The sequence below is a fragment of the Alkalimonas amylolytica genome, assembly GCF_900107845.1.
Classification (GTDB): Bacteria; Pseudomonadota; Gammaproteobacteria; order Enterobacterales; family Alteromonadaceae; genus Alkalimonas; species Alkalimonas amylolytica.
Genome location: NZ_FNRM01000009.1, coordinates 98,983 through 122,646, shown reverse-complemented (window position 1 = coordinate 122,646; position 23,664 = coordinate 98,983). Strand labels below are relative to the sequence as shown.

Below are 23,664 nucleotides of genomic sequence, written 5' to 3'. Positions count from 1 at the left end.
TAAAGGCCAGCAATCACTGGCCTTTATTGTGTGCTTTGCACGGCATGTTTGCGCTGCGTTTTTATTCTACGTTGCGCAGCAGTGCATTGATACCGACCTTAGCGCGGGTCTGGGCATCGACTTTCTTAACAATAATAGCGGCATAGAGGCTATGGCTGCCGTCTTTGCTCGGTAGGCTGCCTGGCACGACCACAGCACCGGCTGGTACCCGGCCATAAGTGACTTCACCGGTTTCACGGTCATAAATACGGGTGCTTTGGCTGATGTACACGCCCATCGACAGCACGGCGCCTTCTTCAACAATCACCCCTTCTACCACTTCAGAGCGGGCACCGATAAAACAGTTGTCTTCAATGATGGTTGGGTTGGCCTGCAGCGGCTCCAGTACACCCCCGATCCCAACGCCACCGGATAAATGCACGTTTTTACCGATTTGTGCGCAAGAGCCTACCGTAGCCCAGGTATCGACCATGGTGCCTTCGCCAACATAGGCGCCAATATTAACGTAGGATGGCATCAGCACGGCGTTCTTGGCAATGTAGCTGCCTTTACGCACCGCGGCAGGTGGTACTACCCGCACACCTTCAGCGGCAAAGCGGGCCGCATCGTAACCGGCGTACTTCATCGGTACCTTGTCGTAGAATTTGGTTTCACCGCCATCCAGCACTGCATTGTCATTGATACGAAACGACAGTAAGACGGCCTTTTTTAACCACTGATGCACCACCCATTCGCCAGCCAGCTTTTCGGCCACCCGGGCTTTGCCGCTGTCTAAAAGCTCCAGCGCTGCTTCAATCGCCGCTCTGTATTCGGCCGAAACGGTGCTGGGCGTGATGGAGTCGCGCTGCTCAAATGCTTGTTCAATAATGGTTTTTAAATCTGCCATCTTGGGTTATCAACCTTCTGTTACGTGAGTTAAATGGTCAATCAAAGTCCGTTTCAACTGGCTTTGTTGGTCAAAATCAAGGGCGGTATCTTCTGCCGTTGAGACCATGAAAAAATCTTCTGCCCGCTCACCCAAGGTGGTGATTTTGGCAGCGTGGATCTGAATGGCGCATTGCTGAAACACATCACCAATGCGGGCTAGCAGGCCGGGTGCATCCAGCGCGGCAATTTCTACCATGGTGCGGTTTTTGCTGTTGCCCGGTAAAAAGCTGACTTTTGGCGGTACATTGAACTGGCGCATCTGGCGGGACAGTTTCGAATGACGTTGGGGCTCCACTTTACCGGCAATGGCCTGCTCCAGCGAGCGTTTGATGCTCTGCACCCGTGACGGCGAGGTGACAGGCTGGCCATTTTGCTCCAGCACCACAAAGGTATCCATCACATAGCCGTCTTTGTTGGTCATGATCTGAGCATCGAAAATGGCAACTTTCTTGCTATCAAGCGCCGAGACCAGTCGGGCGAACAAATTGGGTTGATCCGGCGTATAAACAAACACCTGGGTGCTGCCTCGGATCGGAGCTTTACTGACCAGCACCAGCGGTTGCTTTGGCTCTTTGTGGCGCAGTATATGCTCGCAGTGCCAGACAATTTGCTTGGGGTTGTAGCGAATAAAGTAATCGGCTTTGATCCGGCTCCACAAATGCTGGATCTCGGTTTTGGTAAAGGCCTGGCGCTGCAGCAGTCGCAGAGCTTCGGCCTGGTTCTCGCGGATTTGATCGCGCATATCCATCGGTTTTTCCAGGCCGCGGCGAAAGGCTTTCTGTGTCGACAGATACAAATCACGCAGTAAGGAGCCTTTCCAGTCGTTCCAAAGGTTGTCGTTGGTGGCACGAATATCCGCCAGCGTCAGGCAGTACAGGTAATTGAGCCGGGTTTCATCCCGTACTTTTTCAGCAAATTCGGTGACAACCTGCGGATCGTGAATGTCTTTGCGCTGAGCGGTGACCGACATCAGCAGGTGCTGCTCGACCAGCCAGCTGATCAGCTTACTGTCAAAGTCACTGAGTTTGTGCAGCCGGCAGAACTCTTTGGCATCCATGGCACCGAGCTCGGAGTGATCGCCACCACGTCCTTTGGCAATGTCGTGAAAAATACCGGCCAGAAACAGCAGCTCGGGTTTTTCCATCCGCCGTACGATATCCGAGCACAGCGGGAATTCGTTGTCGTATTCCGGCAGAGTATAGCGGTACAGGTTCTTCAGCAAGCGGTGGGTGTGCTCATCCACGGTGTAGGCATGGAAGAGATCAAATTGCATCTGGCCAACAATATTGCGCCACTGCGGCAGGTAAGCCGCCAGAATGCCGTATTTGTGCATCAGGGTGATGGAGGTATCCATGCCACGTGGGTGACGCATCAGAGCCAGAAACAACCGGCGACAGGCTTCGTAATCCTGCAGATCGCCCATCAAGCGGCGCCGAACCTGACGCAGCAAACGCAGCGTATCGGAGTGAATACCGGTGATGTTGGAGTTGTTGGCAATGTGCCAGAACAACTTCAGCAGATTGTCGCGCCGGGCAAACACACTGTTGTCCAGTGCTTTGATCAGGTGACCATGCAGCTCAAAGCTGTCATCCAGCGGCTGAACTTTAGCACTTTGATGGTTGTTCAGGATACTGCCCTCAAAATGCTGCAACAGCATTTCATTCAGCTCACTGACCCGCTGTACGGTGCGGAAAAACCGTTTCATCATGCGCTCAACGGTGGCTTTGCCATCGTTACCAAAGCCGAGCCGTTCAGCTACTGCCGGTTGATAGTCAAACAGCAGCCGGTTTTCGTTGCGGCCGGCCTCCAGGTGCAAAGCAAAACGCATTTGCCACAAATAAGCCTCACACTCCATCAGCTCCTGGTATTCGTCTTCGGTCAGGTACTGATAGGCTACCAGCTCGCGCATGGTACGGGTCTGAAAATGTCGTTTGGCTACCCAGCCCACGGTCTGAATATCACGCAAACCGCCTGGGTTGGCTTTTAAATTGGGTTCCAGATTGTAGGCGGTGCCATGGTACTGGGCATGGCGTTGTTGCTGCTCGTGGCGCTTGGCTTCAAAAAACTGTTGGCTGGTCCAAAAGTCCGTGGCATTGATGGCCTGGTGTAGGCGTTCATACAGCGCTTTATTGCCGAGCAAGCGGCGCATTTCCATCAGGTTAGTGGCGATGGTGATGTCGTCTTTGCCAAGTTGCAGAGTTTCGTCCAGAGTGCGGACACTGTGGCCAACCTCCAGCTTCAGGTCCCACAGCTGGGTAATAAAAGCAGACAGTTGATCCTGTTGTTGTGCGGTGAGTTGCTGCTCACTTAAAATCAGCAGATCGATATCTGAAAACGGATGCAGTTCACCCCGGCCGTAACCGCCCACGGCAATCAGACACAGGGTGTTATCTTGATGCAGATCCTGGTGCTGCCACAAGGCCGCCAGCAATTGATCGATAAAGCGGGCTCTGGCTTTCACCAGGCTTTGCACCGACTGTTGCTCGAAAGCCAGCTCGGACCAACGCAGAAATTCGGCCATATGCTTTTTGTAGCCATCCAGGCTGAACTGGCTGGGCCAGCTTTTTTGAAAAGCAACAGCTTCTTTCATGCGCTTTAGCTCCTGTTGGGTTATTCGGCGCTAACCATCCTGTCGATGGTATCGTCACTGCGCAGGGTCAAAATTTCACAGCCAGTTTCTGTTACCAGGATGGTATGCTCATATTGGGCCGACAGGCTGCGATCCTTGGTGACCACTGTCCAGTCGTCTTTCAGCAGTTTGCTGTGACGGGCACCGGCATTGATCATCGGCTCTATGGTCAGGCACATACCCGCTTTTAATACCTCACCGGTACCGGCTCGGCCATAGTGCAGTACTTGCGGCTCCTCGTGAAACTCGGCGCCAATACCATGGCCGCAATACTCACGAACCACCGAATAACCGTGTTTTTCGGCATGCTGCTGAATCACCTGGCCAATATCGCCCAGGCGGACACCATCTTTCACCTTCCGGATGCCCAGGTACATGGCTTCCTGCGTTACTTTGATCAGCCGCGCGGCCAGAATGCTGGCTTCACCCACCACAAACATCCTGGAGGTATCGCCGTGATAGCCGTCTTTAATCACGGTGATGTCGATATTAATGATATCACCGTCTTTTAGCGGTTTGTCATTTGGAATGCCGTGGCAGATGACATGGTTGACCGAGGTACAAATCGACTTTGGGAAACCGTGGTAATTGAGTGGGGCAGGAATGGCGTGCTGCACATTGACGATGTAATCGTGGCAGCGGCTGTTCAGTTCGTCCGTAGTCACGCCAGCGACCACATAAGGCTCAATCATTTCCAGCACCTCGGCCGCCAGACGGCCAGCCAGGCGCATTTTTTCGATTTCTTCCGGTGTTTTGATGATTGGGGGCATCCGGTCTCTCTCTGTGTCATAAACGGTGGCATAAAAATGCCACAAAGCGGGTATAATATTGTGTTTTACAGGTGGCTATGGTATAAAGCGCGCCGCAATTTAGCAAATAGCTTTGTGCTTTTCTTCAAAGTATTTCGTTATTGCTTATGCTGCGAAATGACAAATAACACACATACATCGGCACATGGGCCGGGGTGCCTGCACTATCCTGCACAATAAAGCGGGTTGGTAAGCGGGTCGGAACATGGGATGTATGGAGGCCTAACCCCTAATTATTTAAGGTATTTTTATCATGGCAAAAGTTTCAATGCGTGACATGCTCCAGGCGGGTGTCCACTTCGGTCACCAAACCCGTTACTGGAACCCGAAAATGAAGCCGTTCATCTTCGGCGCGCGTAACAAAGTACACATCATCAACCTGGAAAAAACCGTTCCTTTGATGAATGACGCACTGAGCTTCATCCAACAAGTTTCTGCCAAGAAAGGCAAAATCCTGTTTGTTGGCACCAAGCGTGCAGCTTCTGAAGCCATTAAAGAAGCAGCAAAAAGCTGTGACCAGTACTACGTTGACCACCGCTGGTTGGGCGGTATGCTGACCAACTGGAAAACCGTTCGTCAGTCCATCAAGCGCCTGAAAGACCTGGAAGCACAAAGCCAGGACGGTACTTTCGACAAGCTGACCAAGAAAGAAGCGCTGGATCGTACCCGCGAAATGGACAAGCTGGAAAAGAGCTTGGGTGGTATCAAAGATATGGGCGGCTTGCCAGACGTTCTGTTCGTGATCGACGCTGACCATGAGCACATTGCCGTGAAAGAAGCGAACAACCTGGGTATCCCGGTTGTGGCTGTAGTAGATACCAACTCTGATCCAAAAGGCATCGACTACATCATTCCTGGTAACGATGACGCCATCCGTGCCATTCAGCTGTATCTGTCTGCCGTAAGCCAGGCAGTGAGCGAAGGCCGTAGCAACACCATCGAAGTTCAGGCGGAAGCTGAAGGTTTCGTCGAAGCTGAATAAGCTGTTGGCTCCCAGGGAGCTGAACTGACAAAGACATCAACAGAGGCTTCGGCCTCTGTTTGTTCAAACCGATTGATAACGAGGATACTCTGATGGCTGTAACTGCTGCCTTAGTAAAAGAACTGCGCGAGCGTACCGGCGCAGGCATGATGGATTGTAAAAAAGCTTTGGAAGAAACCAAAGGTGATATCGAAGCAGCGATTGATGAAATGCGCAAAAGCGGTCTGGCCAAAGCGGCCAAGAAAGCTGGTCGTGTTGCCGCTGAAGGCACCATTCTGACCCGCGTTGGCAATGGCTTCGGTGTTGCGGTTGAATTCAACTGTGAAACCGATTTCGTAGCACGTGACGGCAGCTTCCTGGCGTTCGCTAACAGCGTGGCAGACCTGGTTCACAGCAACAAGATTTTTGCTCTGGACGCTTTGCTGGCAACTGACCTGAATGGTAGCACCGTGGATGAAACCCGTGCCGCTCTGGTTGCCAAAATCGGCGAAAATATCAATGTACGCCGTATCGCTGTGGTTGAGGGCGATACCATTGGTCAGTACGTGCACTCTGGTCGTATCGGTGTATTGGCTGTATTGGCAGGTGGTAACGAAGAGATCGCCAAAGACGTCGCCATGCACATTGCTGCGAACAACCCTGGTTTCGTCAAGCCAGAAGACGTGCCAGCCGATGTGGTAGAGCGTGAGCGCGCTATCCAGATCGAAATCGCAGTAAACAGTGGCAAGCCACAAGAAATCGCTGAGAAAATGGTTGCTGGTCGTATGGCCAAGTTTACCGGTGAAGTCAGCCTGACTGGTCAGCCGTTTGTGAAAGATCCATCCATGTCGGTTGGTGATTTCTTAAAGCAAAACAGCGCTGATGCAGTTTCTTTTATTCGTCTGGAAGTCGGTGAAGGCATCGAGAAGAAAGAAGAAGACTTTGCCGCTGAAGTTGCCGCGCAAATTGCCGCAGCCAAGAAGTAAATTTACGCTTTAGCCTCAGGGCAAAAAAAGCTAGAATAGCCGCGACCTCAGGTCGCGGTTTTTTTTTGGCAGGCTGCCAACAGAAAATCACCCTGTACAGCGGATAATCAGATGGAGCACGCATGAACCCGAAACCAGCATACCGACGCATATTACTGAAACTAAGCGGTGAAGCCCTGATGGGCGATGAAGGCTTTGGCATCGACCCCAAAGTGCTGGATCGGATGGCGCAGGAAATCAAAGAGATTGTCGAACTGGGTGTGCAGGTCGGCATCGTGATTGGCGGGGGCAATATTTTCCGTGGGGAAGGCCTGGCAAAAGCGGGTATGAACCGGGTGGTCGGGGATCATATGGGCATGCTGGCAACCGTCATGAATGGCCTGGCCATGCGGGATGCACTGCACCGTGCCTATGTCAATGCCCGCATGATGAGTGCAGTGCCGTTAAATGGTGTGTGCGATAACTACAGCTGGGCAGAAGCCATCAGCTTATTGAAGTCTGGCCGGGTGGTGATTTTCTCTGCCGGTACCGGCAATCCGTTTTTTACCACCGACTCTGCCGCCTGTCTGCGCGCTATCGAAATTGAAGCCGATGCAGTGTTAAAAGCCACCAAAGTGGATGGCGTTTACTCCGCCGATCCGGTGAAAGACCCGGCTGCGACTATGTACAGCACGTTAAGCTACAGCGAAGTGCTGGAAAAAGAATTGAAAGTGATGGATCTGGCGGCCTTTACACTGGCGCGGGACCACAGCATGCCAATCCGGGTGTTTAATATGAACACGGCCGGAGCATTAAAACGGGTGGTGATGGGCGAGGTTGAAGGAACTCTGATCGACCACGCTGAGAATTTGCAGTAAACTAGATCGAATTTACTGCATAAACAGCTGACTGCTTACAAGGATAACTTAAGTGATTAACGATATTATCAAAGACAGCAAAAGCCGGATGGAAAAAAGTGTTGATGCACTGAAGTCTCAACTGTCCAAAGTTCGTACTGGCCGGGCACATCCCAGCCTGCTCGATAACATCATGGTGCCTTATTATGGCGCCGACACTCCATTGCGCCAGATGGCGAATGTCACGGTGGAAGATGCGCGTACTTTAACGCTGACGGTGTTTGATAAGAGCATTACGGCCGCGGTGGAAAAAGCCATCATCAACTCCGATCTGGGCTTAAACCCAATGAGCGCTGGCACCAACATCCGTATTCCTTTACCGCCATTGACCGAAGAGCGTCGCCGTGACCTGGTCAAAGTGGTGAAAGCAGAAGCAGAGCAAGGCCGGGTGGCCATTCGTAATATCCGCCGCGATGCCAACAATGATTTGAAAGCCTTGTTAAAAGACAAGGACATTACCGAAGATGATGAACGCCGGGCAACCGATGAAATTCAGAAACTAACTGATCTTTATGTCAAGCGGGTGGATGAAGTACTGGCCGACAAAGAAAAAGAACTAATGGAAGTTTAAGCAGGTCTTAGACTGATGGAACGCCGTGTCTGGTTATTTCACGGCGTTTTTTATTGATGCAGGGGTCGCATGTCCACATCGTCACATCTGAACCAAAATGAGTTACCTCAGCATGTCGCCATTATTATGGATGGTAATGGACGCTGGGCCAAGCAACAAGGCAAACCCCGGGTCTGGGGGCATAAGAAAGGAGCGGACGCGGTTCGACGTAGTGTACGGTTTTGTCGTGAGCTGGGTATTTCAGCCTTAACTTTGTTTGCTTTTAGCAGTGAGAACTGGCAACGACCGGCTGATGAAGTCAGCAGCCTGATGCAGTTGTTTATGCTAATGCTAAAAAGTGAAGTCAATAACCTGCATAAAAATCAGGTGCGTTTACGTGTTTGTGGCGATCTTAGTGCTTTTGATGAAGCGCTGCGAAAACAAATTAAGGCGGCAGAAGCCTTAACTGCGGATAACCGCGCACTTACGCTGACCATAGCAGCCAATTATGGTGGCCGTTGGGATATTGCTCACGCCGCCCGCCAATTGGCACAAGAAGTCAGTGCTGGCCGTCTAGCTGTCGATGCGATTGACGAACAGCGGATGGCTCAATATATTCAGTTGGCGGATTTACCTGAATTGGACTTGCTGATCCGTACCGGTGGGGATGTTCGCATCAGTAATTTTTTATTGTGGCAAGCCGCCTATGCTGAGCTTTGGTTCACTGATACTTTATGGCCAGACTTTGATCAGCAGGTTTTTGCGGAAGCTGTCGCTGCTTTTATTAGCCGTGAACGCCGTTTTGGTTGTACCTCGGAACAGGTTTGTGCTTTGGCTAGCCGCCAATCGAAAGGAACATAATTTGCTAAAACAACGCATAATAACAGCAGTTATCCTGGCACCACTGGCGCTGGCCGCCGTATTCTTTTTACCTTTACCTGCCTTCGCCGCTTTTGTTGCCGGAGCCTTTTTGTTAGGGGCCTGGGAGTGGGGCAGCTTTTGTGGCCTAACAGGTAGCCGGAAGCGTTGGGGCTTTGTCGCCTTCACGGCGGCCCTGATGTTGACTACCTATTGGCTGCTGCCTGCTGGCCTGAACTGGCCTTATACTGGTTCTGCATTGATTTTTTCTGTGCTGGCGGCTGGTATTTTGTGGTGGGGATTGGCTGTGGTGCTGGTGGTGAGCTTTCCAGCCAGCCAGCCGTTTTGGTCAAAGCAACTTTGGTTGCGTGCCTTGATGGGGCTTCTTACTTTGGTACCGGCCTGGCTGGCCATTGTGCTGGTGCGCAGTGTTGGCATCGAGGTCAACCCCTATGCTGGTGCCTGGCTTATTTGCGGCTTACTGGCGCTGGTGTGGGCCGCGGATATCGGCGGCTATCTGGTGGGTAAGCCCTTTGGTCGCACCAAGTTGATGCCCAAAGTCAGCCCGGGTAAAACCATCGAAGGCATGTTGGGTGGTCTTAGCATGGTCTTTTTGCTGCTGGCGGCTTTTTGCTGGTATTTAGGTTGGCCAGAGCAAAGCCCGGTGCTTTTTGTCGCTGCTTTTGTCCTCACTACTTTATCCGTCTTTGGTGATTTGACCGAAAGCATGTTAAAGCGCGTGGCCGGTGTGAAAGACAGTGGTCGTATGTTACCTGGGCATGGTGGTATTTTGGATCGGATTGACAGCCTGACGGCAACAGCACCGCTTTACGCCTTGCTGGTCGCCTTATTGGGTGGTTTTTACTAGATGCAGCAACTGGTGATCTTGGGAGCCACCGGCTCCATCGGACAAAGTACTTTGAAAGTGGCGGCAGCGCATCCAGAGCGTTTTGCTGTACTGGCATTGACGGCGCATCGCTCGGTCAATGCCATGCTGCAACTTTGCCTGCGTTTTCAACCGCGCTTTGCCGTGATGTCGGATCATGCAGCGGCCTTAGAGTTGCAGCAGCAATTACGGGCTGCACAATGCACAACAGACGTGCTGGCGGGCGAGCAAGCGTTATCTGATATCGCCGCGCATCCGGATGCGGACATGGTCATGGCGGCCATCGTCGGTGCCGCTGGATTATTGCCTACCCTTGCCGCCGTTAAAGCCGCTAAAACAGTGCTGCTTGCCAATAAAGAAGCGTTGGTAATGGCTGGCGCATTCTTTATGCAGCAAGTGCGGCAAAGTGGTGCCCGATTATTGCCGATTGATAGTGAGCACAATGCTATTTTCCAATGTTTGCCTGCGACATTACAGCAGGCCGTATGTGAGCACCAATTGCAGGCTGATAGCCTGCAACAACAGAGCATCAGTAAAATCATCCTGACAGCCAGTGGCGGGCCTTTTTTACAGAAACCGCTCGACGAGTTTACTCAGATTACACCCGCTCAGGCAGTGGCCCATCCGAACTGGGACATGGGTCAGAAAATCTCAGTCGACAGTGCCACTATGATGAACAAAGGACTGGAACTGATTGAAGCTCATTGGTTGTTTCAGTGTCCGGTTGAACAGATTGAGGTGGTCATTCACCCGCAGAGTGTGATTCATTCCATGGTGCAGTATCAGGATGGATCGGTGATTGCGCAGCTTGGTCAGCCTGATATGTGCACGCCCATCGCCTATGCGATGGCCTACCCTGAACGAATCAGTACTCAGGTGCCGCCATTGGACTTTAGCACACTGTCCGCACTGACATTTTCCAAAGCAGAGCAGGCACGCTTTCCAAATCTCTATTTGGCGATTGATGCCTGCCGCTATGGTCAGGCAGCCACCACAGCATTGAATGCTGCTAACGAAGTGGCGGTAGCGGCATTTCTTGCCGGACGGCTGCGTTTTGATCAAATCGCACTGGTCAATGCTGATGTATTGGAGCAATTCGCAACAGCGCAAGCAACGGAGCTAGAGGCTATTCTGGAGCTGGATCAACAGGCCAGAAAGGCCACCGAGCAATTAATCATAAGGCAACTAGCATGAGCGCGCTTATCTGGAATATTGCCAGTTTTGTCATTGCCCTCGGCATTCTGATTACCGTGCACGAGTTTGGCCACTTTTGGGTGGCACGCAGAAACGGTGTCTTGGTCAAACGGTTTTCCATTGGTTTTGGTAAGGCTTTATTTCGTTGGCGCGATCGACAAGGCACCGAGTTTGTGGTGGCGATGATCCCGCTTGGCGGCTATGTTCGCATGCTGGATGATCGTTTTGACCCTGTGCTGCCTCAATTCAAAGATCTGGCTTTTAATCAGAAAACCGTGCAGCAGCGCATGGCTATCATCGTTGCAGGCCCTATGGCCAACTTTATTTTTGCCATCTTGGTACTTTGGTTGATGTACATGATAGGCGTGCCGGAAGCTAAGCCAGTCATTGCCGATGTTCGAACTGGCTCCATTGCGGCCAATGCTGAATTAAAGCCAGAGTATCAGATTACTGCTGTTAACGGCCGCACGGCAGCAGATGTTCGCACACTGAACTTGTTGCTGGTCGAACAACTTGGGCGAAACCAAATGACGCTGCAGCTGGAACACCGGCAAAGTGGCCAGCGTTCCGAACGCCTGCTCGATACCCGCCAATGGCAGTTTGACCCGGATCGGCAAACGATCTTTGATAGTCTGGGTATTGATTTAATGATGCCAACACCATTGACGACTTTGGCCCATATTGAGCCAGGTTCTCCGGCTGAGCAGGCAGGGTTGGAAGTAGGTGACGAAATTACCCATGTTGATAATTCATCGTTGCAAAACTGGTATCAGTTAACTGAATGGATACAAAATAATCCGGCCACCCCCCTTGACATGCGCATTCTGCGGCAAGGTCAATCACTGGCCTTGACAGTAGTACCCGGAGAACGGCAAACTGCCGATGGCTTTACGCAGGGCTATCTTGGGATAGTACCGGCAAGCAGTGGCTGGCCTGAAGGAATACGCTATACCAAGCGGCACAACCCACTGACAGCATTGCAAGTTGGGGTGGAGCAAACCTGGCAGTTAACCCGGCTTAGCTTTAGCATGATTGGCAAGTTTATCTTTGGCGATGTCTCAGTGCGGCATTTGAGTGGACCTATTTCCATTGCCCAGGGGGCAGGGACTACCGCCAGTATTGGGCTGATTGCATTTTTGACCTTTCTGGCCTTGATTAGCGTCAACCTTGGGGTCATCAATTTATTGCCTTTGCCAATTTTGGATGGCGGGCACTTAATGTACATGGTTGTTGAACTAATACGTGGCAAACCGGTCTCTGAAAAGGCGCAGGAGATAGGTTTTCGGATAGGGGCCATGGTTCTTCTGCTGTTGATGGGAATTGCGCTACTCAACGATATTTCTCGTTTGTAATCACTAATCAAAAGTTGTTCACAGAATGATAATGAAACGATTGGCAGCTGCCATGCTGCTTGCTGGAATCAGTAACACCATCCATGCCGATGAACCCTTTGTGGTGCAGGATATTCAGGTTGAAGGTTTGCAGCGGGTTGCTTTAGGTGCAGCTCTGAATAACATTCCTTTCAGTGTTGGTGACTCGGTGACTGAGTACACCTTGTCCCGAAGCATTAAGACGTTGTTTTCTGCGGGCCATTTTGACGACATTCGCGTGTTGCGTGATGGCAATGCGGTGATCTATCGCCTGAAAGAACGTCCAACCATTAACAGCATTGAGTTTGATGGCAATAAAGACATCAAGGATGATCAGCTGAATGAAAGTTTATCGGCGCAGCGTATTCAGGTTGGCGAGCCTTTAGACCGCACCATTTTGCGCAGTATAGAAAATGGCCTGACCGAATTTTACCATGGTGTGGGTAAGTACCAGGCCAGTGTTGAAGTGGAGCTGGTGTATCTGCCCCGCAACCGCGTCAATGTTATAATTAAGTTTGATGAAGGCGATGCAGCCTCCGTCCGGCAGATCAATATCGTTGGCAACGAAGTGTTTGATAATGACACCTTGCTTAGCGTGTTTGAATCCGGCCAGGATAAACCCTGGTGGCGCTTTTTGTCATCGGACCGTTACCAGAAGCAGACGCTGCAAGGCGACTTTGAACGGGTGCAAAGTTACTACCTGGACCGGGGCTATCTGCGCTTTAGCATCGACTCATCGCAAGTATCGGTCAGTCCGGATAAATCGTCTGTCTATGTTACATTGAATGTGACGGAAGGCGAGCAGTATACGGTGACTGGGGTACGATTTGCCGGTGACTTGATCGGCCAGGATGCACTGATTGAACGCATCGTTCCTATTCGTCCGGGTGAGCTCTACAATGGCGCTCTGGTGACTTTTACCGAAGAAACCATTAGCCGGATCTTAGCCCGTTTTGGTTACGCTAACTCGCGGGTAACCACCATCCCTGATATCAATGATGAAACCAAAGAAGTTGAGTTGACCATCAATGTGGACCCAGGGAAACGCATCTATGTGCGCCGGATTGATATTGCTGGTAACTCTAATACCAAAGATGAAGTATTTCGGCGGGAGTTGCGTCAGCTAGAAGGTGGCTGGTTGTCCAACGATGCGTTGGAACTGTCCAAGCAGCGTATTCAGCGATTGCCTTATGTCGAGCGTATTGAGTTTGAAACCCGCGATGTACCGGGTATTGAAGATCAAGTGGATATTACCTTCAATGTGCGTGAGCAGCCATCCGGTAGCTTTAATGCAGGTATTTCGTATGGCGACTTCCAGGGACTTGCTTTCCAGATTGGTGTAGAGCAAAGCAACTTTATGGGTTCTGGTAACAGTGCCGGTATCAATTTAAATACCAATAAGTACCAGAAAACAGTATCACTGAATTACAACAATCCTTACTTCACCTTGGATGGTGTAAGCTTAGGTGGCCAGCTGTTTTACACCAAAACGGATTACAGCAGCTTAAGCTCGAACCTGGAAGCTTACCGCCAAACACGGTATGGGGTTGGAGCCTCGATGGGGATCCCCATTAATGAGTTCAATCGGCTGAATTTTGGTGCATCTATCAGTGTCAATGACTTGAGCTTGCTGCAGGATTACGATCAACTGCGGCACTTTAAAAATGTGATACTGGATGGCAATGACCCGGACGGGCGGTTGAAGTATATCAACTATGAGCTGACGGCTGGCTGGGTACAAAGCACGCTGAACCGGGGCTTGTTCCCGACCGCTGGCCATTATTTTGGCTTAAATGGTCGGGTTTCAACGCCAAATTCGGATTTACAGTTCTTCAAAACCACGTTTGAAGCACGCAAATATATCCCGCTTAGTCGTGATCATACCTGGACTTTCATGAGTAAGCTGGAGCTTGGTTACGGCAATGGTTATGGTAGCCGCAACGGCTATGATTATACTCTGCCATTTAATGAGAACTTCACAGCTGGAGGCCATAATATCCGGGGATTTGAGCACCGCATCATTGGTCCGCGTGCTGTCTTCCGGATCCCTACAACGATCCCTGGCTTGCCAGATCCGATCGGTGGTGGCAGTGGTAATCTGCCTGGTGATCCATCCAGCGATCGCTACAGTGTATCGCAACGCTCCATTGGTGGTAACGCTATGGCGGTTGCGACGCTGGAACTGATTACACCCACGCCTTTTGTTGGTGAGGACAACCGCAACTCGGTGCGCACCAGTGTTTTCATTGATGCCGGTAACGTCTGGGATACGGAGTTTGATTTCAATCGCTATGCCAGCCTGACCCAGCAGCGTCAATTTGACCGTGAGCCACTGTTGGCAGATTACTCAGATCCGTCTATGATCCGGGTCAGTACCGGTGTATCCTTGCAATGGATTTCACCGATGGGTCCCCTGACCTTCAGCCTGGCCAAGATCATCAATAAATACGATGGTGACTTGCAGGAAAACTTTAGTTTTAATATTGGTGCTACTTTCTGAACATTGAGAACAAAGGATGATGACCTTGAAAAATTTATTTGTTAAAACCGCTGCAACTTTGGTGTTTGGTGCTTTTTTATTAGGCGCAACGGCTGCTCATGCTGCCAAAATTGCGTTTGTAGATGTGCAGGCGATTGCCAGCCAATTGCCACAGGCACAGCAAATCCAGGAAACCATTATGGCTGAGTTTGGTGAGCGCATTGAGGCCATTGGCCAGTTGGAGCGCGACATCAACTTTAACGTGGAAAAAATTCGCCGTGATGGTCCAACCATGAGCGAAGCTGAGCAGCAGCGCCTGGCAGAAACCATCCAACAGCAACAAATCCAGTACGAGCAAATGGCACGTCCATTGGATGAGCAAATGCGCCAGCGTCAGGCTGAAGAGCGCAACAAGTTGCTGGCTGTTATTAAAAATGCCATCGATAAAGTAGCCGAGCAAGGCAACTACGACATCGTGCTGAACTCTGGTGCAGCTGTCTATGCGAAAGATAGTTACGATATTTCAGCTGCTGTTGTTCGTCAAATTCAAAGCGGCAACTAAATGAACAGTTGGACCGCCCTGCAATTAGCTCAGCACCTCGATGCTGAGCTAATTGGATCTGAAACACTGGAAATCAGCAGTGTTGGTACTTTAGAGCGCGCGCGGCCTGATCAGGTGAGCTTCCTGTCCAACCCAAAACTCAAGCATTTACTGACGGATTGTCAGGCTGGGCTTTTGTTGCTGCGAACGGAAGATAAAGCGTTATGGCCAGGCGCAGCTTTGCTGGTTGCCGATCCTTATGTTGCGTTTGCCAAGCTGGCTCAGCTACTGGATTCAACACCTCCTGCAGCTTTGGGGATTCACCCAACAGCACAAATTGATGCGGGTGCTACCCTTGGTAAAGGCGTGTCGGTTGGACCTTATGCTGTTATTTCAGCTGGGGCAGTGATTGGCGATGATGTTGAAATTGGTGCTCACACTTTTATTGGTGAAGCTGCTCACTTAGGTACTGGTTGCCGGATTTGGCCCAATGTCAGCATTTACCATCGCGTTGAGCTCGGTAGCAACTGCATTGTGCACAGTGGAGCTGTCTTGGGAGCGGATGGCTTTGGTTTTGCCAATGAGCGCGGGCGTTGGTTGAAAATACCACAGGTTGGTACCGTGCTGATTGGTGATGATTGTGAAATCGGCGCCCAGACCTGCATTGACCGTGGTGCAATTGAAAATACAGTGATTGGCAATAATGTCATTATTGACAACCTGTGCCAGATAGCACACAACGTGCGGATAGGCGATCATACCGCTATTGCCGGATGTACCACCATTGCCGGTAGTGCCACTATTGGCCGTTATTGCATCATCGGTGGTGCAGCGGTTATTAACGGCCATATCGAAATCTGTGATGGCGCGCAAATCAGTGGTATGGCCATGTTAATGAAGCCAGTAACGGAAAAAGGCGTCTATACTTCAGGCATACCAGCTACCACCAACGCAGAATGGCGGAAAAATACAGCACGTTTGCGCAAAATCGATCAGTTGTATCAACGCGTCAAAGATCTTGAGCAACAGCTGTCAGACAGCAAGACAACTGATAAGCAAGCATAAAGACAAACAGAGGATCAACTTTGGCTAATCCCATTTCAAGTCTTGAAGTTCAGGACATTATGGCTTTGTTGCCGCATCGCTACCCTTTTTTATTGATTGATCGGGTGATTGATTACACCCCTGGGGACAGCCTGACTGCGATTAAAAATGTCACCATTAATGAACCAATTTTTACCGGGCATTTCCCCGGCAGGCCTATTTTCCCCGGGGTTCTGATTCTGGAAGCCATGGCGCAGGCAACGGGCATTTTAGGATTCAAGACAGCGGCAGAGCGCTCTGAAAACGAGTTGTATCTGTTTGCAGGCATCGATGAAGCTCGCTTTAAAAAACCTGTGGTACCGGGTGATACCATGGTGCTTGAAGTCAAGTTTTTAAAAGAGCGCCGTAATATGTGGAAGTTCTACGGTGAGGCCAAAGTTGACGGTCAGCTGGTCTGTTGTGCCGAGCTGATGTGTGCCAGGAGAGAATTCTGACGTGATCCATCCATCTGCAGTGATAGAGCCTACAGCTCAGTTAGGCAACAATGTCCGGGTTGGTCCTTTTAGTTACATCGGGCCAGATGTTATTTTGGGCGATGACTGCATTGTCGAGTCCAATGTGGTGATCAAAGGCCCGAGTATTATAGGCCGTGGCAATCATTTTTTTCAGTTTGCCAGCATTGGTGAAGCCTGTCAGGATAAAAAGTATAAAAATGAACCAACCGAGCTGATTGTTGGTGATTTTAATATCTTTCGTGAAGGCTGTACTGTGCATCGCGGTACTATCCAGGACGAAGGCAAAACCGTGATTGGTAGTCACAACCTCTTTATGAATTACACCCATGTCGCTCATGATTGTGTGATTGGCAGCAATGTCATTTATGCCAACAATGCTTCGACTGCGGGTCATGTGCATGTTGGTGATTGGGTTATTTTGGGCGGCATGAGTGGTGTGCATCAATTCTGCCATATCGGTGCTCACAGCTTCATTGGGGGTGGCTCTATTGTGCTAAAAGATGTCCCGCCGTTTGTAATGGCCAATGGTAGCCCAGCTACACCTGCAGGTATTAACACGGAAGGCTTGAAGCGTCGTGGTTTTACGGCAGATACTCTGCTGGAAATTCGCCGTGCGTACAAAGAAATCTACCGCAAAGGCCATACCGTGGCTGAAGCAGTTGCTGCGCTTGCCAGTCAGAGCCAGGCCAATGCTGAAGTGCGACGCTTAACGCAGTTTATCGAGCAGTCTAAGCGCGGTATTATTCGTTAATTGCATCCCGGCCGCAGTTGCTGCGGCCAGCGCCGATGTATGGAATCCTGCTTATGCCCTCAGAGTTACCGACAAACAAGCCGCTTCGTATTGCTATTATAGTTGGTGAGCACTCCGGTGATATTCTTGCTGCCGGGGCTATGGCTGCCATTTTAAAGCAACGACCAGATACCGAGTTTTTCGGTATTGGCGGTCCGCGTATGCAGGCGCTGGGTTTTGATGCCTGGTTCGAGATGGAAGAGTTGGCGGTGATGGGGCTAGTCGAGGTCTTGGGTCGCTTGCCACGCTTGCTGTCTATTCGCAAGCAATTGATTGCTCGCTTGCTGGCAAGCCCTCCAGACTTGGTGTTGGGGGTAGATGCGCCGGATTTTAATCTGCCGGTCGAGCATAAGCTGAAGCAGGCAGGTTTTACCACCGTTCATTATGTCAGCCCTTCGGTATGGGCCTGGCGACAAAAACGTATTTTTAAAATTGCTGCAGCTACCGATTTGGTGTTGGCATTATTACCTTTTGAGAAAGCTTTTTACGACAAGCACCGGGTGCCGTGCCGTTTTGTCGGTCATACCTTAGCCGATCAGATGCCACTGCAACCTGATAAAGCTGCCGCCAAAGTCGCTCTTGGCTTGGACGAACAGCCGGTACTTGCCTTAATGCCCGGCAGTCGCAGCAATGAAATCAAGTTACTTAGCCCGGTTTTTTTGCAAGCAGCTGCACAGCTTAAAGCCTTGCAGCCAGAACTGCAGTTGATTTGTGCTATGGTGACAGAACAAAAGGCGGCAGTATTTGCTGCTATCAAACAGCAGCTTGCACCGGACTTGCCTTTGCAGGTGCTGGTTGGTCAATCGCGTGAACTGCTTACCGCTGCAGATGCAGTCTTTATTGCTTCTGGCACTGCCACGCTGGAAGCTATGCTGGCTAAATGCCCTATGGTAGTGGCTTACAAACTGAATGCTGTCACTTATCAACTGGCAAAATGGCTGGTGAAGATCGACTACTTTAGCCTGCCGAATTTGCTGGCGAATGAGCCATTGGTTGCCGAGTTGCTGCAAGATCAGGTAACGCCAGAAGCATTGGTCGCGGCCATGCAGCCCTTGTTGGGGGATTCTGGCAGTCAGTTACGTCAGCGTTTCACTGAGTTGCATCAGCAACTTGCTTGTGATGCCAGTGAGCAAGCCGCAACTGCCATTCTGGAGTTGATTGCAAAGCGGGGGCCGCATGACTGACTTTGTCCGTCCAGATGTTCGCTTGTTATGCGGTGTTGATGAAGTAGGGCGAGGCCCTTTGATTGGTGCCGTGGTAACAGCCGCTGTCATCCTGGATCCAAGCAAGCCAATAGCTGGCTTAACCGATTCAAAAAAACTGTCAGAGAAAAAGCGCCGATTACTGGCCACTGAAATCCAGCAGAAAGCACTGTGCTGGAGTCTTGGTAGGGCCGAACCAGCTGAAATAGACCAGTTAAATATTTTGCATGCCACCATGCTGGCCATGCAGCGGGCGGTGGCCGGCTTAGCGGTGCTGCCCGAGTGGGTATTGATCGATGGCAACCGCTGCCCACAACTGCCAGTCCCTGCTTCGGCGGTGGTCAAAGGTGACAGTAAGGTCGCTGAAATCAGCGCTGCCTCGATACTTGCCAAAGTCGCTCGTGATGAAGAAATGCATCTACTGCACCAGCGTTATCCGGAGTTTGGCTTTGATCGTCACAAAGGCTATCCGACGGCGGATCACCTGACAGCCATTCAGCAGTTTGGTGTATTGCCAGAGCATCGTCGGAGTTTTAAGCCGGTACAACAGCAGTTAGAGGCATCGGCATGAGCGCCCCGGCTTTTATTCACTTGCGTCTGCACAGCGATTTTTCCATGGTGGATGGTCTGGCCAAGGTAAAACCCATTTTAAAAGCGGCTGTGCAGCTGCAAATGCCGGCACTGGCTTTGACCGACCAAATGAATCTTTGTGGCTTGGTACGCTTTTATGGTGGCGCCATCGATGCCGGTATCAAGCCCATCATCGGGGCCGACTTTTGGGTGCATGACAGCGAGCTTAGCCAGGACAGTGGTCGCTTACTGATTCTGGCTGCGGACAATACCGGCTACAAGAACCTCACCCTATTAATTTCTAAGGCGTACCTGCGCGGTCACCTGAATGGTAAGCCGCAAATTGATCATCATTGGTTGGCAGAGCACAGTGCCGGTCTAATCTTGCTGTCCGGTGGTAAAGATGGCTTGCTAGGGAAAGCGCTGCTTAAACAGAACCCGCTCGTCGCCCAACAGCTGACAGCCTTTTATCAGCGGCATTTTAACGATCGTTTTTATCTGGAGCTGATTCGCACCGGACGGCCAGATGAAGAGCAATACATTCAGCTCGCCGTTGATTGGGCACAACAGAACGATCTACCTCTGGTGGCCACCAACGAAGTGGTATTTTTAACCGCGGATGATTTTTCTGCTCATGAAATTCGGGTTGCCATTCATGATGGTTACACACTGGACGATAAGCGCCGGCCGAAAAACTATTCCGAGCAGCAATACCTGCGCTCTGAGCAGGAAATGGTGGCGCTGTTCCACGATATTCCGGAAGCACTGGCCAACTCGGTCGAAATTGCTAAACGTTGCAACGTCACCATTCGGCTGTATGAATATTTTTTACCGGCCTTTCCAACCGGCGGTATGTCGGATGCAGATTTCTTAGTGCTAAAATCCCGTGAGGGTCTTGAACAGCGGCTGGAGCAATTATTTCCGGAGCCTGCCGATCGGGCAGTCAAGCGTGTTGAGTACGACGAGCGTCTGCAAATAGAGCTGGATGTGATCAACCAGATGGGCTTTCCAGGCTACTTCCTTGTGGTGATGGAGTTTATTCAGTGGAGTAAAGATCACGGTATACCGGTAGGGCCGGGCCGTGGGTCGGGTGCCGGCTCGCTGGTAGCCTATGCGTTGAAAATCACCGATCTGGATCCGCTGGAGTTTGATCTGCTGTTTGAGCGCTTTTTGAATCCGGAGCGGGTGTCGATGCCGGATTTCGACGTTGATTTCTGCATGGATCGACGGGATGAAGTGATAGAACACGTGGCCGACATGTATGGCCGGGAAGCCGTGTCGCAAATTATCACCTTTGGCACCATGGCAGCCAAAGCGGTTATTCGGGATGTTGGCCGGGTGCTTGGGCATCCTTATGGCTTTGTTGATCGTATTTCCAAGTTAATCCCGCCAACACCCGGCATGACACTGGAGCAGGCTTTCAAAGAAGAACCTCGGCTGCCAGAGTTGTACGAGCAGGATGAAGAAGTCCGCGATCTGATTGATATGGCGCGCCGGTTGGAAGGGGTAACCCGCAACGCCGGTAAACATGCCGGTGGTGTGGTGATAGCTCCCACCAAAATTACCGACTTCTCGCCGCTCTACTGCGATGATGCTGGCAATAACCCGGTAACACAGTTTGATAAAAATGATGTAGAGACTGCCGGGCTGGTTAAGTTCGACTTTCTTGGGCTGCGCACCCTGACCATACTGCAGTGGGCTGTGGATATGGTCAATGTGCGTCGGCAGCAACACAATCAACCTCAGGTTGATATTAATACTATCCCGTTAAACGACCCAAAAAGTATTCAAACTTTGCTGCGGGCGGATACCACGGCAGTATTCCAGTTGGAATCCCGGGGTATGAAAGACCTGATCCGCCGCCTTAAACCCGACTGTTTTGAAGACATGATTGCCTTGGTGGCTTTGTTCCGTCCGGGCCCGCTGCAATCTGGCATGGTGGATAATTTTATTGATCGCAAGCAGGGGCGGGAAGAAATTTCCTACCCGGATGCCAATTATCAGCATGAATCGCTTAAACCCATTTTAGAGCCGACTTACGGCATCATTCTGTATCAGGAGCAGGTGATGCAGATTGCCCAGGTGCTGGCCGGTTATACGCTCGGTGGCGCTGACTTACTGCGCCGGGCCATGGGAAAGAAAAAACCAGAGGAAATGGCCAAGCAGCGAGCGGTATTCGAAGAAGGTGCCCGTAATAACGGTATTGATGGCGAACTGGCGATAAAGATTTTCGATTTGGTGGAGAAATTTGCTGGCTATGGCTTTAACAAGTCACACTCTGCTGCCTACGCCCTGGTATCGTATCAAACGCTGTGGATGAAAACCCACTTTCCGGCTGAGTTTATGGCAGCGGTAATGTCGGCGGATATGGACAATACCGATAAAATCGTCACGCTCGTAGATGAATGCGAGCGGATGAAACTAAAACTACTGCCACCGGATGTCAATGCTGGTCAGTACAAGTTTACCGTGGATGAGCAGGGACGGATTATCTATGGCATTGGTGCGATAAAAGGGGTGGGTGAAGGTCCGGTTGCGGCTATCATCGAAGCTCGTGAGCGCTTTGGTGCTTTCACCGACTTATTTGATTTTTGCTACAAGGTCGATCTGAAAAAACTTGGCAAGCGGGTGATTGAGAAGCTCATTATGGCTGGAGCCCTGGATCGTTTAGGCCCTCATCGAGCCGCGATTTCTGCCAGTCTGGAAGACGCTGTGCGCGCCGCCGAGCAGCAGGCTCATGCTGAAGCTATTGGTCAGAATGATCTCTTTGGCGCATTAACGCCAGAGCCGGAGCAGGCGATGCAATCTTTTCGCCAGGTGGCGCCATGGCCGGATGAAGTCTGGTTGGAAGGTGAGCGCGAAACTCTGGGCCTGTACCTTACCGGGCATCCCATCAATCGTTATCTTGACGAGTTAAAGCATTATGTTGGCTGCCGATTAGTGGACTTGCAGCCAACCCGGGGTGAGCAAACCATTACCGTTGCAGGCCTGGTCGTTGCCGTGCGGGTCCTGGTGAATAAGCGAGGTCGGCGCTGGGCTTTACTGACGCTGGATGATAAGTCGGCCCGGGTCGATGTGCGTTTGTTTCCTGAGCAATTTGACAGCTTTGAAACCCTGCTGCAAAAAGATAAAGTGCTGGTAGTGACCGGACAGGTACGATTTGATGATTTCAGTGGTGGCCTTACAATGACCGGCCGTGATCTGTCTGAAATTACGTCAGTACGAGAAAAATATCTTAAATCGCTGCAAATTACGCTAAAATCAGCGCAATGTGATGATAAGTACCTCGACAAGTTGCAGCAGACATTGGCTGAACATAAGTCGGGTACTGTACCGGTATTGCTGCATTATCAGCGGCCGGAAGGAAAAGTTAGTCTGCGGTTAGGTACTGAGTGGTGGGTGACACCAACTGATTTGCTGTTGCATCAGTTACGACAGCTGGCCGTGATAGAATTAGATTTTCATAATTGAACCGAATCATAAGAAGGTTTGACGACTCATGATGTTAAATTATCTGGAATTTGAGCAACCCATTGCCGAATTAGAAGCAAAAATTGATGAGCTGCGCAATGTCAGCCGCAACGGCGATTTCGATCTTGGGCTGGAAGAGGAAGTCAACCGACTGAAAGAAAAGAGTCTGGCATTGACGAAAAAGATCTTTGCGGACCTTGGTGCCTGGCAGGTTGCCCAGTTGGCGCGTCATCCAAACCGGCCTTATACACTCGATTACATTGAGCATGTATTTACCGACTTTGACGAGTTGGCTGGTGATCGTACCTTTGCCAACGATGTGGCCATCGTTGGTGGTACGGCCAGACTGGATGGCCGACCGGTGATGATCATTGGTCATCAAAAAGGTCGTGATACCAAAGAAAAGGTACGCCGTAACTTTGGCATGCCGCGGCCGGAAGGTTACCGCAAAGCGCTGCGCCTGATGGAAATGGCTGAGCGCTTTAAGATGCCCATCATTACTTTTATTGACACCCCGGGTGCTTACCCGGGTATTGGTGCCGAAGAACGGGGGCAAAGTGAAGCCATTGCCCGGAACCTGAAAGTCATGGCTGGTTTAAAGGTGCCTGTGGTCTGTACCGTTGTCGGTGAAGGTGGTTCAGGCGGTGCTCTTGCCATTGGTGTTGGTGATCGAGTGAATATGCTGCAGTACAGTACCTACTCGGTCATTTCGCCGGAAGGTTGCGCCTCTATTTTATGGAAAAGCGCGGAAAAAGCAGCTGTTGCCGCCGATGCCATGGGCATTACCGCTGAGCGTCTGAAAGAGCTGGACCTGATTAACCGGGTAGTGCCGGAGCCATTGGGCGGTGCCCATCGCAATCCAGAGCAAATGGCATTGTCTTTAAAAGAAGTTATTCTGAGTGATTTGCAGCAACTCGATACCTTATCGGTGCAAGAGCTGCTGGATAAGCGCTATCAGCGGTTGATGTCGTTTGGTTATTGCTAGG

The 23,664-nt window shown here is 50.9% G+C and carries 20 protein-coding genes; 17 read left to right on the top strand and 3 right to left on the bottom strand.

The annotated features are described in order from the left end of the window. Positions 1-61 precede the first annotated feature (61 nt). Genes dapD through map form a run of 3 tightly spaced genes read right to left on the bottom strand, consistent with a single transcriptional unit; the run spans position 62 to position 4,326 of the window. Complete coding sequence (dapD, locus tag BLW37_RS15810) at positions 62-886, bottom strand: 2,3,4,5-tetrahydropyridine-2,6-dicarboxylate N-succinyltransferase (protein ID WP_091344660.1); 825 nt, start codon at positions 884-886, stop codon at positions 62-64. 9 nt (positions 887-895) lie between these two features. After that, the gene (glnD, locus tag BLW37_RS15805; RefSeq protein WP_091344658.1) at positions 896-3,517 is read right to left on the bottom strand and encodes a [protein-PII] uridylyltransferase; all 2,622 of its coding nucleotides are present in this window, start codon (positions 3,515-3,517) and stop codon (positions 896-898) included. A gap of 20 nt (positions 3,518-3,537) precedes the next feature. Then, on the bottom strand, positions 3,538-4,326 hold the full coding sequence (map, locus tag BLW37_RS15800) for a type I methionyl aminopeptidase (RefSeq protein ID WP_091344656.1): 789 nt from the start codon (positions 4,324-4,326) through the stop codon (positions 3,538-3,540). A gap of 292 nt (positions 4,327-4,618) precedes the next feature. Here map and rpsB point away from each other — a divergent pair, with 292 nt between their 5' ends. The 17 genes from rpsB (at position 4,619) to accA (ending at position 23,663) form a co-directional block, all read left to right on the top strand. Continuing rightward, entirely contained in the window at positions 4,619-5,347 is a 729-nt protein-coding gene (rpsB, locus tag BLW37_RS15795) for a 30S ribosomal protein S2 (RefSeq protein WP_091344655.1), read from the top strand. Between the two features lie 92 nt (positions 5,348-5,439). After that, positions 5,440-6,312 (top strand): translation elongation factor Ts, encoded by an 873-nt coding sequence (gene tsf / locus BLW37_RS15790; protein ID WP_091344653.1) that lies wholly within the window; start codon positions 5,440-5,442, stop codon positions 6,310-6,312. Between the two features lie 122 nt (positions 6,313-6,434). Beyond that, positions 6,435-7,169, top strand: coding sequence for a UMP kinase (pyrH, locus tag BLW37_RS15785; RefSeq protein WP_091344651.1), 735 nt, complete (start codon positions 6,435-6,437; stop codon positions 7,167-7,169). Positions 7,170-7,257: 88 nt separating this feature from the next. After that, the gene (frr, locus tag BLW37_RS15780; protein ID WP_300976131.1) at positions 7,258-7,779 is read left to right on the top strand and encodes a ribosome recycling factor; all 522 of its coding nucleotides are present in this window, start codon (positions 7,258-7,260) and stop codon (positions 7,777-7,779) included. Positions 7,780-7,848: 69 nt separating this feature from the next. Beyond that, positions 7,849-8,619 carry a polyprenyl diphosphate synthase gene (gene uppS / locus BLW37_RS15775; protein WP_091344648.1) on the top strand — a complete coding sequence of 257 codons (771 nt, stop codon included), beginning with the start codon at positions 7,849-7,851 and terminating at the stop codon, positions 8,617-8,619. A gap of 1 nt (position 8,620) precedes the next feature. Then, complete coding sequence (locus BLW37_RS15770) at positions 8,621-9,484, top strand: phosphatidate cytidylyltransferase (RefSeq protein WP_091344647.1); 864 nt, start codon at positions 8,621-8,623, stop codon at positions 9,482-9,484. Beyond that, a complete protein-coding gene (ispC, locus tag BLW37_RS15765) occupies positions 9,485-10,696 on the top strand; it encodes a 1-deoxy-D-xylulose-5-phosphate reductoisomerase (protein WP_091344645.1) in 1,212 nt (403 codons plus the stop codon). Next, complete coding sequence (rseP, locus tag BLW37_RS15760; RefSeq protein ID WP_091344644.1) at positions 10,693-12,048, top strand: sigma E protease regulator RseP; 1,356 nt, start codon at positions 10,693-10,695, stop codon at positions 12,046-12,048. The genes ispC and rseP overlap by 4 nt, the downstream gene beginning before the upstream one ends. 25 nt (positions 12,049-12,073) lie before the next feature. Next, positions 12,074-14,566 carry an outer membrane protein assembly factor BamA gene (gene bamA, locus BLW37_RS15755; RefSeq protein WP_091344642.1) on the top strand — a complete coding sequence of 831 codons (2,493 nt, stop codon included), beginning with the start codon at positions 12,074-12,076 and terminating at the stop codon, positions 14,564-14,566. Between the two features lie 19 nt (positions 14,567-14,585). Next, a complete protein-coding gene (locus BLW37_RS15750; protein ID WP_091344641.1) occupies positions 14,586-15,107 on the top strand; it encodes an OmpH/Skp family outer membrane protein in 522 nt (173 codons plus the stop codon). Continuing rightward, entirely contained in the window at positions 15,108-16,151 is a 1,044-nt protein-coding gene (gene lpxD, locus BLW37_RS15745; RefSeq protein ID WP_091344639.1) for a UDP-3-O-(3-hydroxymyristoyl)glucosamine N-acyltransferase, read from the top strand. Positions 16,152-16,210: 59 nt separating this feature from the next. Beyond that, entirely contained in the window at positions 16,211-16,624 is a 414-nt protein-coding gene (fabZ, locus tag BLW37_RS15740; protein WP_425426635.1) for a 3-hydroxyacyl-ACP dehydratase FabZ, read from the top strand. Between the two features lies 1 nt (position 16,625). Then, positions 16,626-17,396 carry an acyl-ACP--UDP-N-acetylglucosamine O-acyltransferase gene (gene lpxA, locus BLW37_RS15735; protein WP_091344635.1) on the top strand — a complete coding sequence of 257 codons (771 nt, stop codon included), beginning with the start codon at positions 16,626-16,628 and terminating at the stop codon, positions 17,394-17,396. Positions 17,397-17,449: 53 nt separating this feature from the next. Next, entirely contained in the window at positions 17,450-18,619 is a 1,170-nt protein-coding gene (lpxB, locus tag BLW37_RS15730) for a lipid-A-disaccharide synthase (protein WP_091344633.1), read from the top strand. Beyond that, positions 18,612-19,208, top strand: coding sequence for a ribonuclease HII (rnhB, locus tag BLW37_RS15725; protein ID WP_091344632.1), 597 nt, complete (start codon positions 18,612-18,614; stop codon positions 19,206-19,208). Before lpxB ends, rnhB begins: the two co-directional genes overlap by 8 nt. Continuing rightward, the gene (gene dnaE / locus BLW37_RS15720) at positions 19,205-22,678 is read left to right on the top strand and encodes a DNA polymerase III subunit alpha (RefSeq protein ID WP_091344630.1); all 3,474 of its coding nucleotides are present in this window, start codon (positions 19,205-19,207) and stop codon (positions 22,676-22,678) included. The genes rnhB and dnaE overlap by 4 nt, the downstream gene beginning before the upstream one ends. A gap of 28 nt (positions 22,679-22,706) precedes the next feature. Beyond that, positions 22,707-23,663, top strand: coding sequence for an acetyl-CoA carboxylase carboxyl transferase subunit alpha (gene accA, locus BLW37_RS15715; protein ID WP_091344628.1), 957 nt, complete (start codon positions 22,707-22,709; stop codon positions 23,661-23,663). The last annotated feature ends 1 nt before the right edge of the window (position 23,664 follow it).

Excerpts from the sequence above, each read along its gene's own strand:
- lpxB (WP_091344633.1), top strand. The coding sequence starts at position 17,450 with ATGCCCTCAGAGTTACCGACAAACAAGCCGCTTCGTATTGCTATTATA.
- rseP (WP_091344644.1), top strand. The coding sequence starts at position 10,693 with ATGAGCGCGCTTATCTGGAATATTGCCAGTTTTGTCATTGCCCTCGGC.
- frr (WP_300976131.1), top strand. The coding sequence starts at position 7,258 with ATGGAAAAAAGTGTTGATGCACTGAAGTCTCAACTGTCCAAAGTTCGT.
- BLW37_RS15750 (WP_091344641.1), top strand. The coding sequence starts at position 14,586 with ATGACCTTGAAAAATTTATTTGTTAAAACCGCTGCAACTTTGGTGTTT.
- rpsB (WP_091344655.1), top strand. The coding sequence starts at position 4,619 with ATGGCAAAAGTTTCAATGCGTGACATGCTCCAGGCGGGTGTCCACTTC.
- map (WP_091344656.1), bottom strand. The coding sequence starts at position 4,326 with ATGCCCCCAATCATCAAAACACCGGAAGAAATCGAAAAAATGCGCCTG.
- ispC (WP_091344645.1), top strand. The coding sequence starts at position 9,485 with ATGCAGCAACTGGTGATCTTGGGAGCCACCGGCTCCATCGGACAAAGT.
- rnhB (WP_091344632.1), top strand. The coding sequence starts at position 18,612 with ATGACTGACTTTGTCCGTCCAGATGTTCGCTTGTTATGCGGTGTTGAT.
- dapD (WP_091344660.1), bottom strand. The coding sequence starts at position 886 with ATGGCAGATTTAAAAACCATTATTGAACAAGCATTTGAGCAGCGCGAC.
- accA (WP_091344628.1), top strand. The coding sequence starts at position 22,707 with ATGATGTTAAATTATCTGGAATTTGAGCAACCCATTGCCGAATTAGAA.
- dnaE (WP_091344630.1), top strand. The coding sequence starts at position 19,205 with ATGAGCGCCCCGGCTTTTATTCACTTGCGTCTGCACAGCGATTTTTCC.
- pyrH (WP_091344651.1), top strand. The coding sequence starts at position 6,435 with ATGAACCCGAAACCAGCATACCGACGCATATTACTGAAACTAAGCGGT.
- tsf (WP_091344653.1), top strand. The coding sequence starts at position 5,440 with ATGGCTGTAACTGCTGCCTTAGTAAAAGAACTGCGCGAGCGTACCGGC.
- lpxD (WP_091344639.1), top strand. The coding sequence starts at position 15,108 with ATGAACAGTTGGACCGCCCTGCAATTAGCTCAGCACCTCGATGCTGAG.
- glnD (WP_091344658.1), bottom strand. The coding sequence starts at position 3,517 with ATGAAAGAAGCTGTTGCTTTTCAAAAAAGCTGGCCCAGCCAGTTCAGC.
- uppS (WP_091344648.1), top strand. The coding sequence starts at position 7,849 with ATGTCCACATCGTCACATCTGAACCAAAATGAGTTACCTCAGCATGTC.
- fabZ (WP_425426635.1), top strand. The coding sequence starts at position 16,211 with ATGGCTTTGTTGCCGCATCGCTACCCTTTTTTATTGATTGATCGGGTG.
- bamA (WP_091344642.1), top strand. The coding sequence starts at position 12,074 with ATGATAATGAAACGATTGGCAGCTGCCATGCTGCTTGCTGGAATCAGT.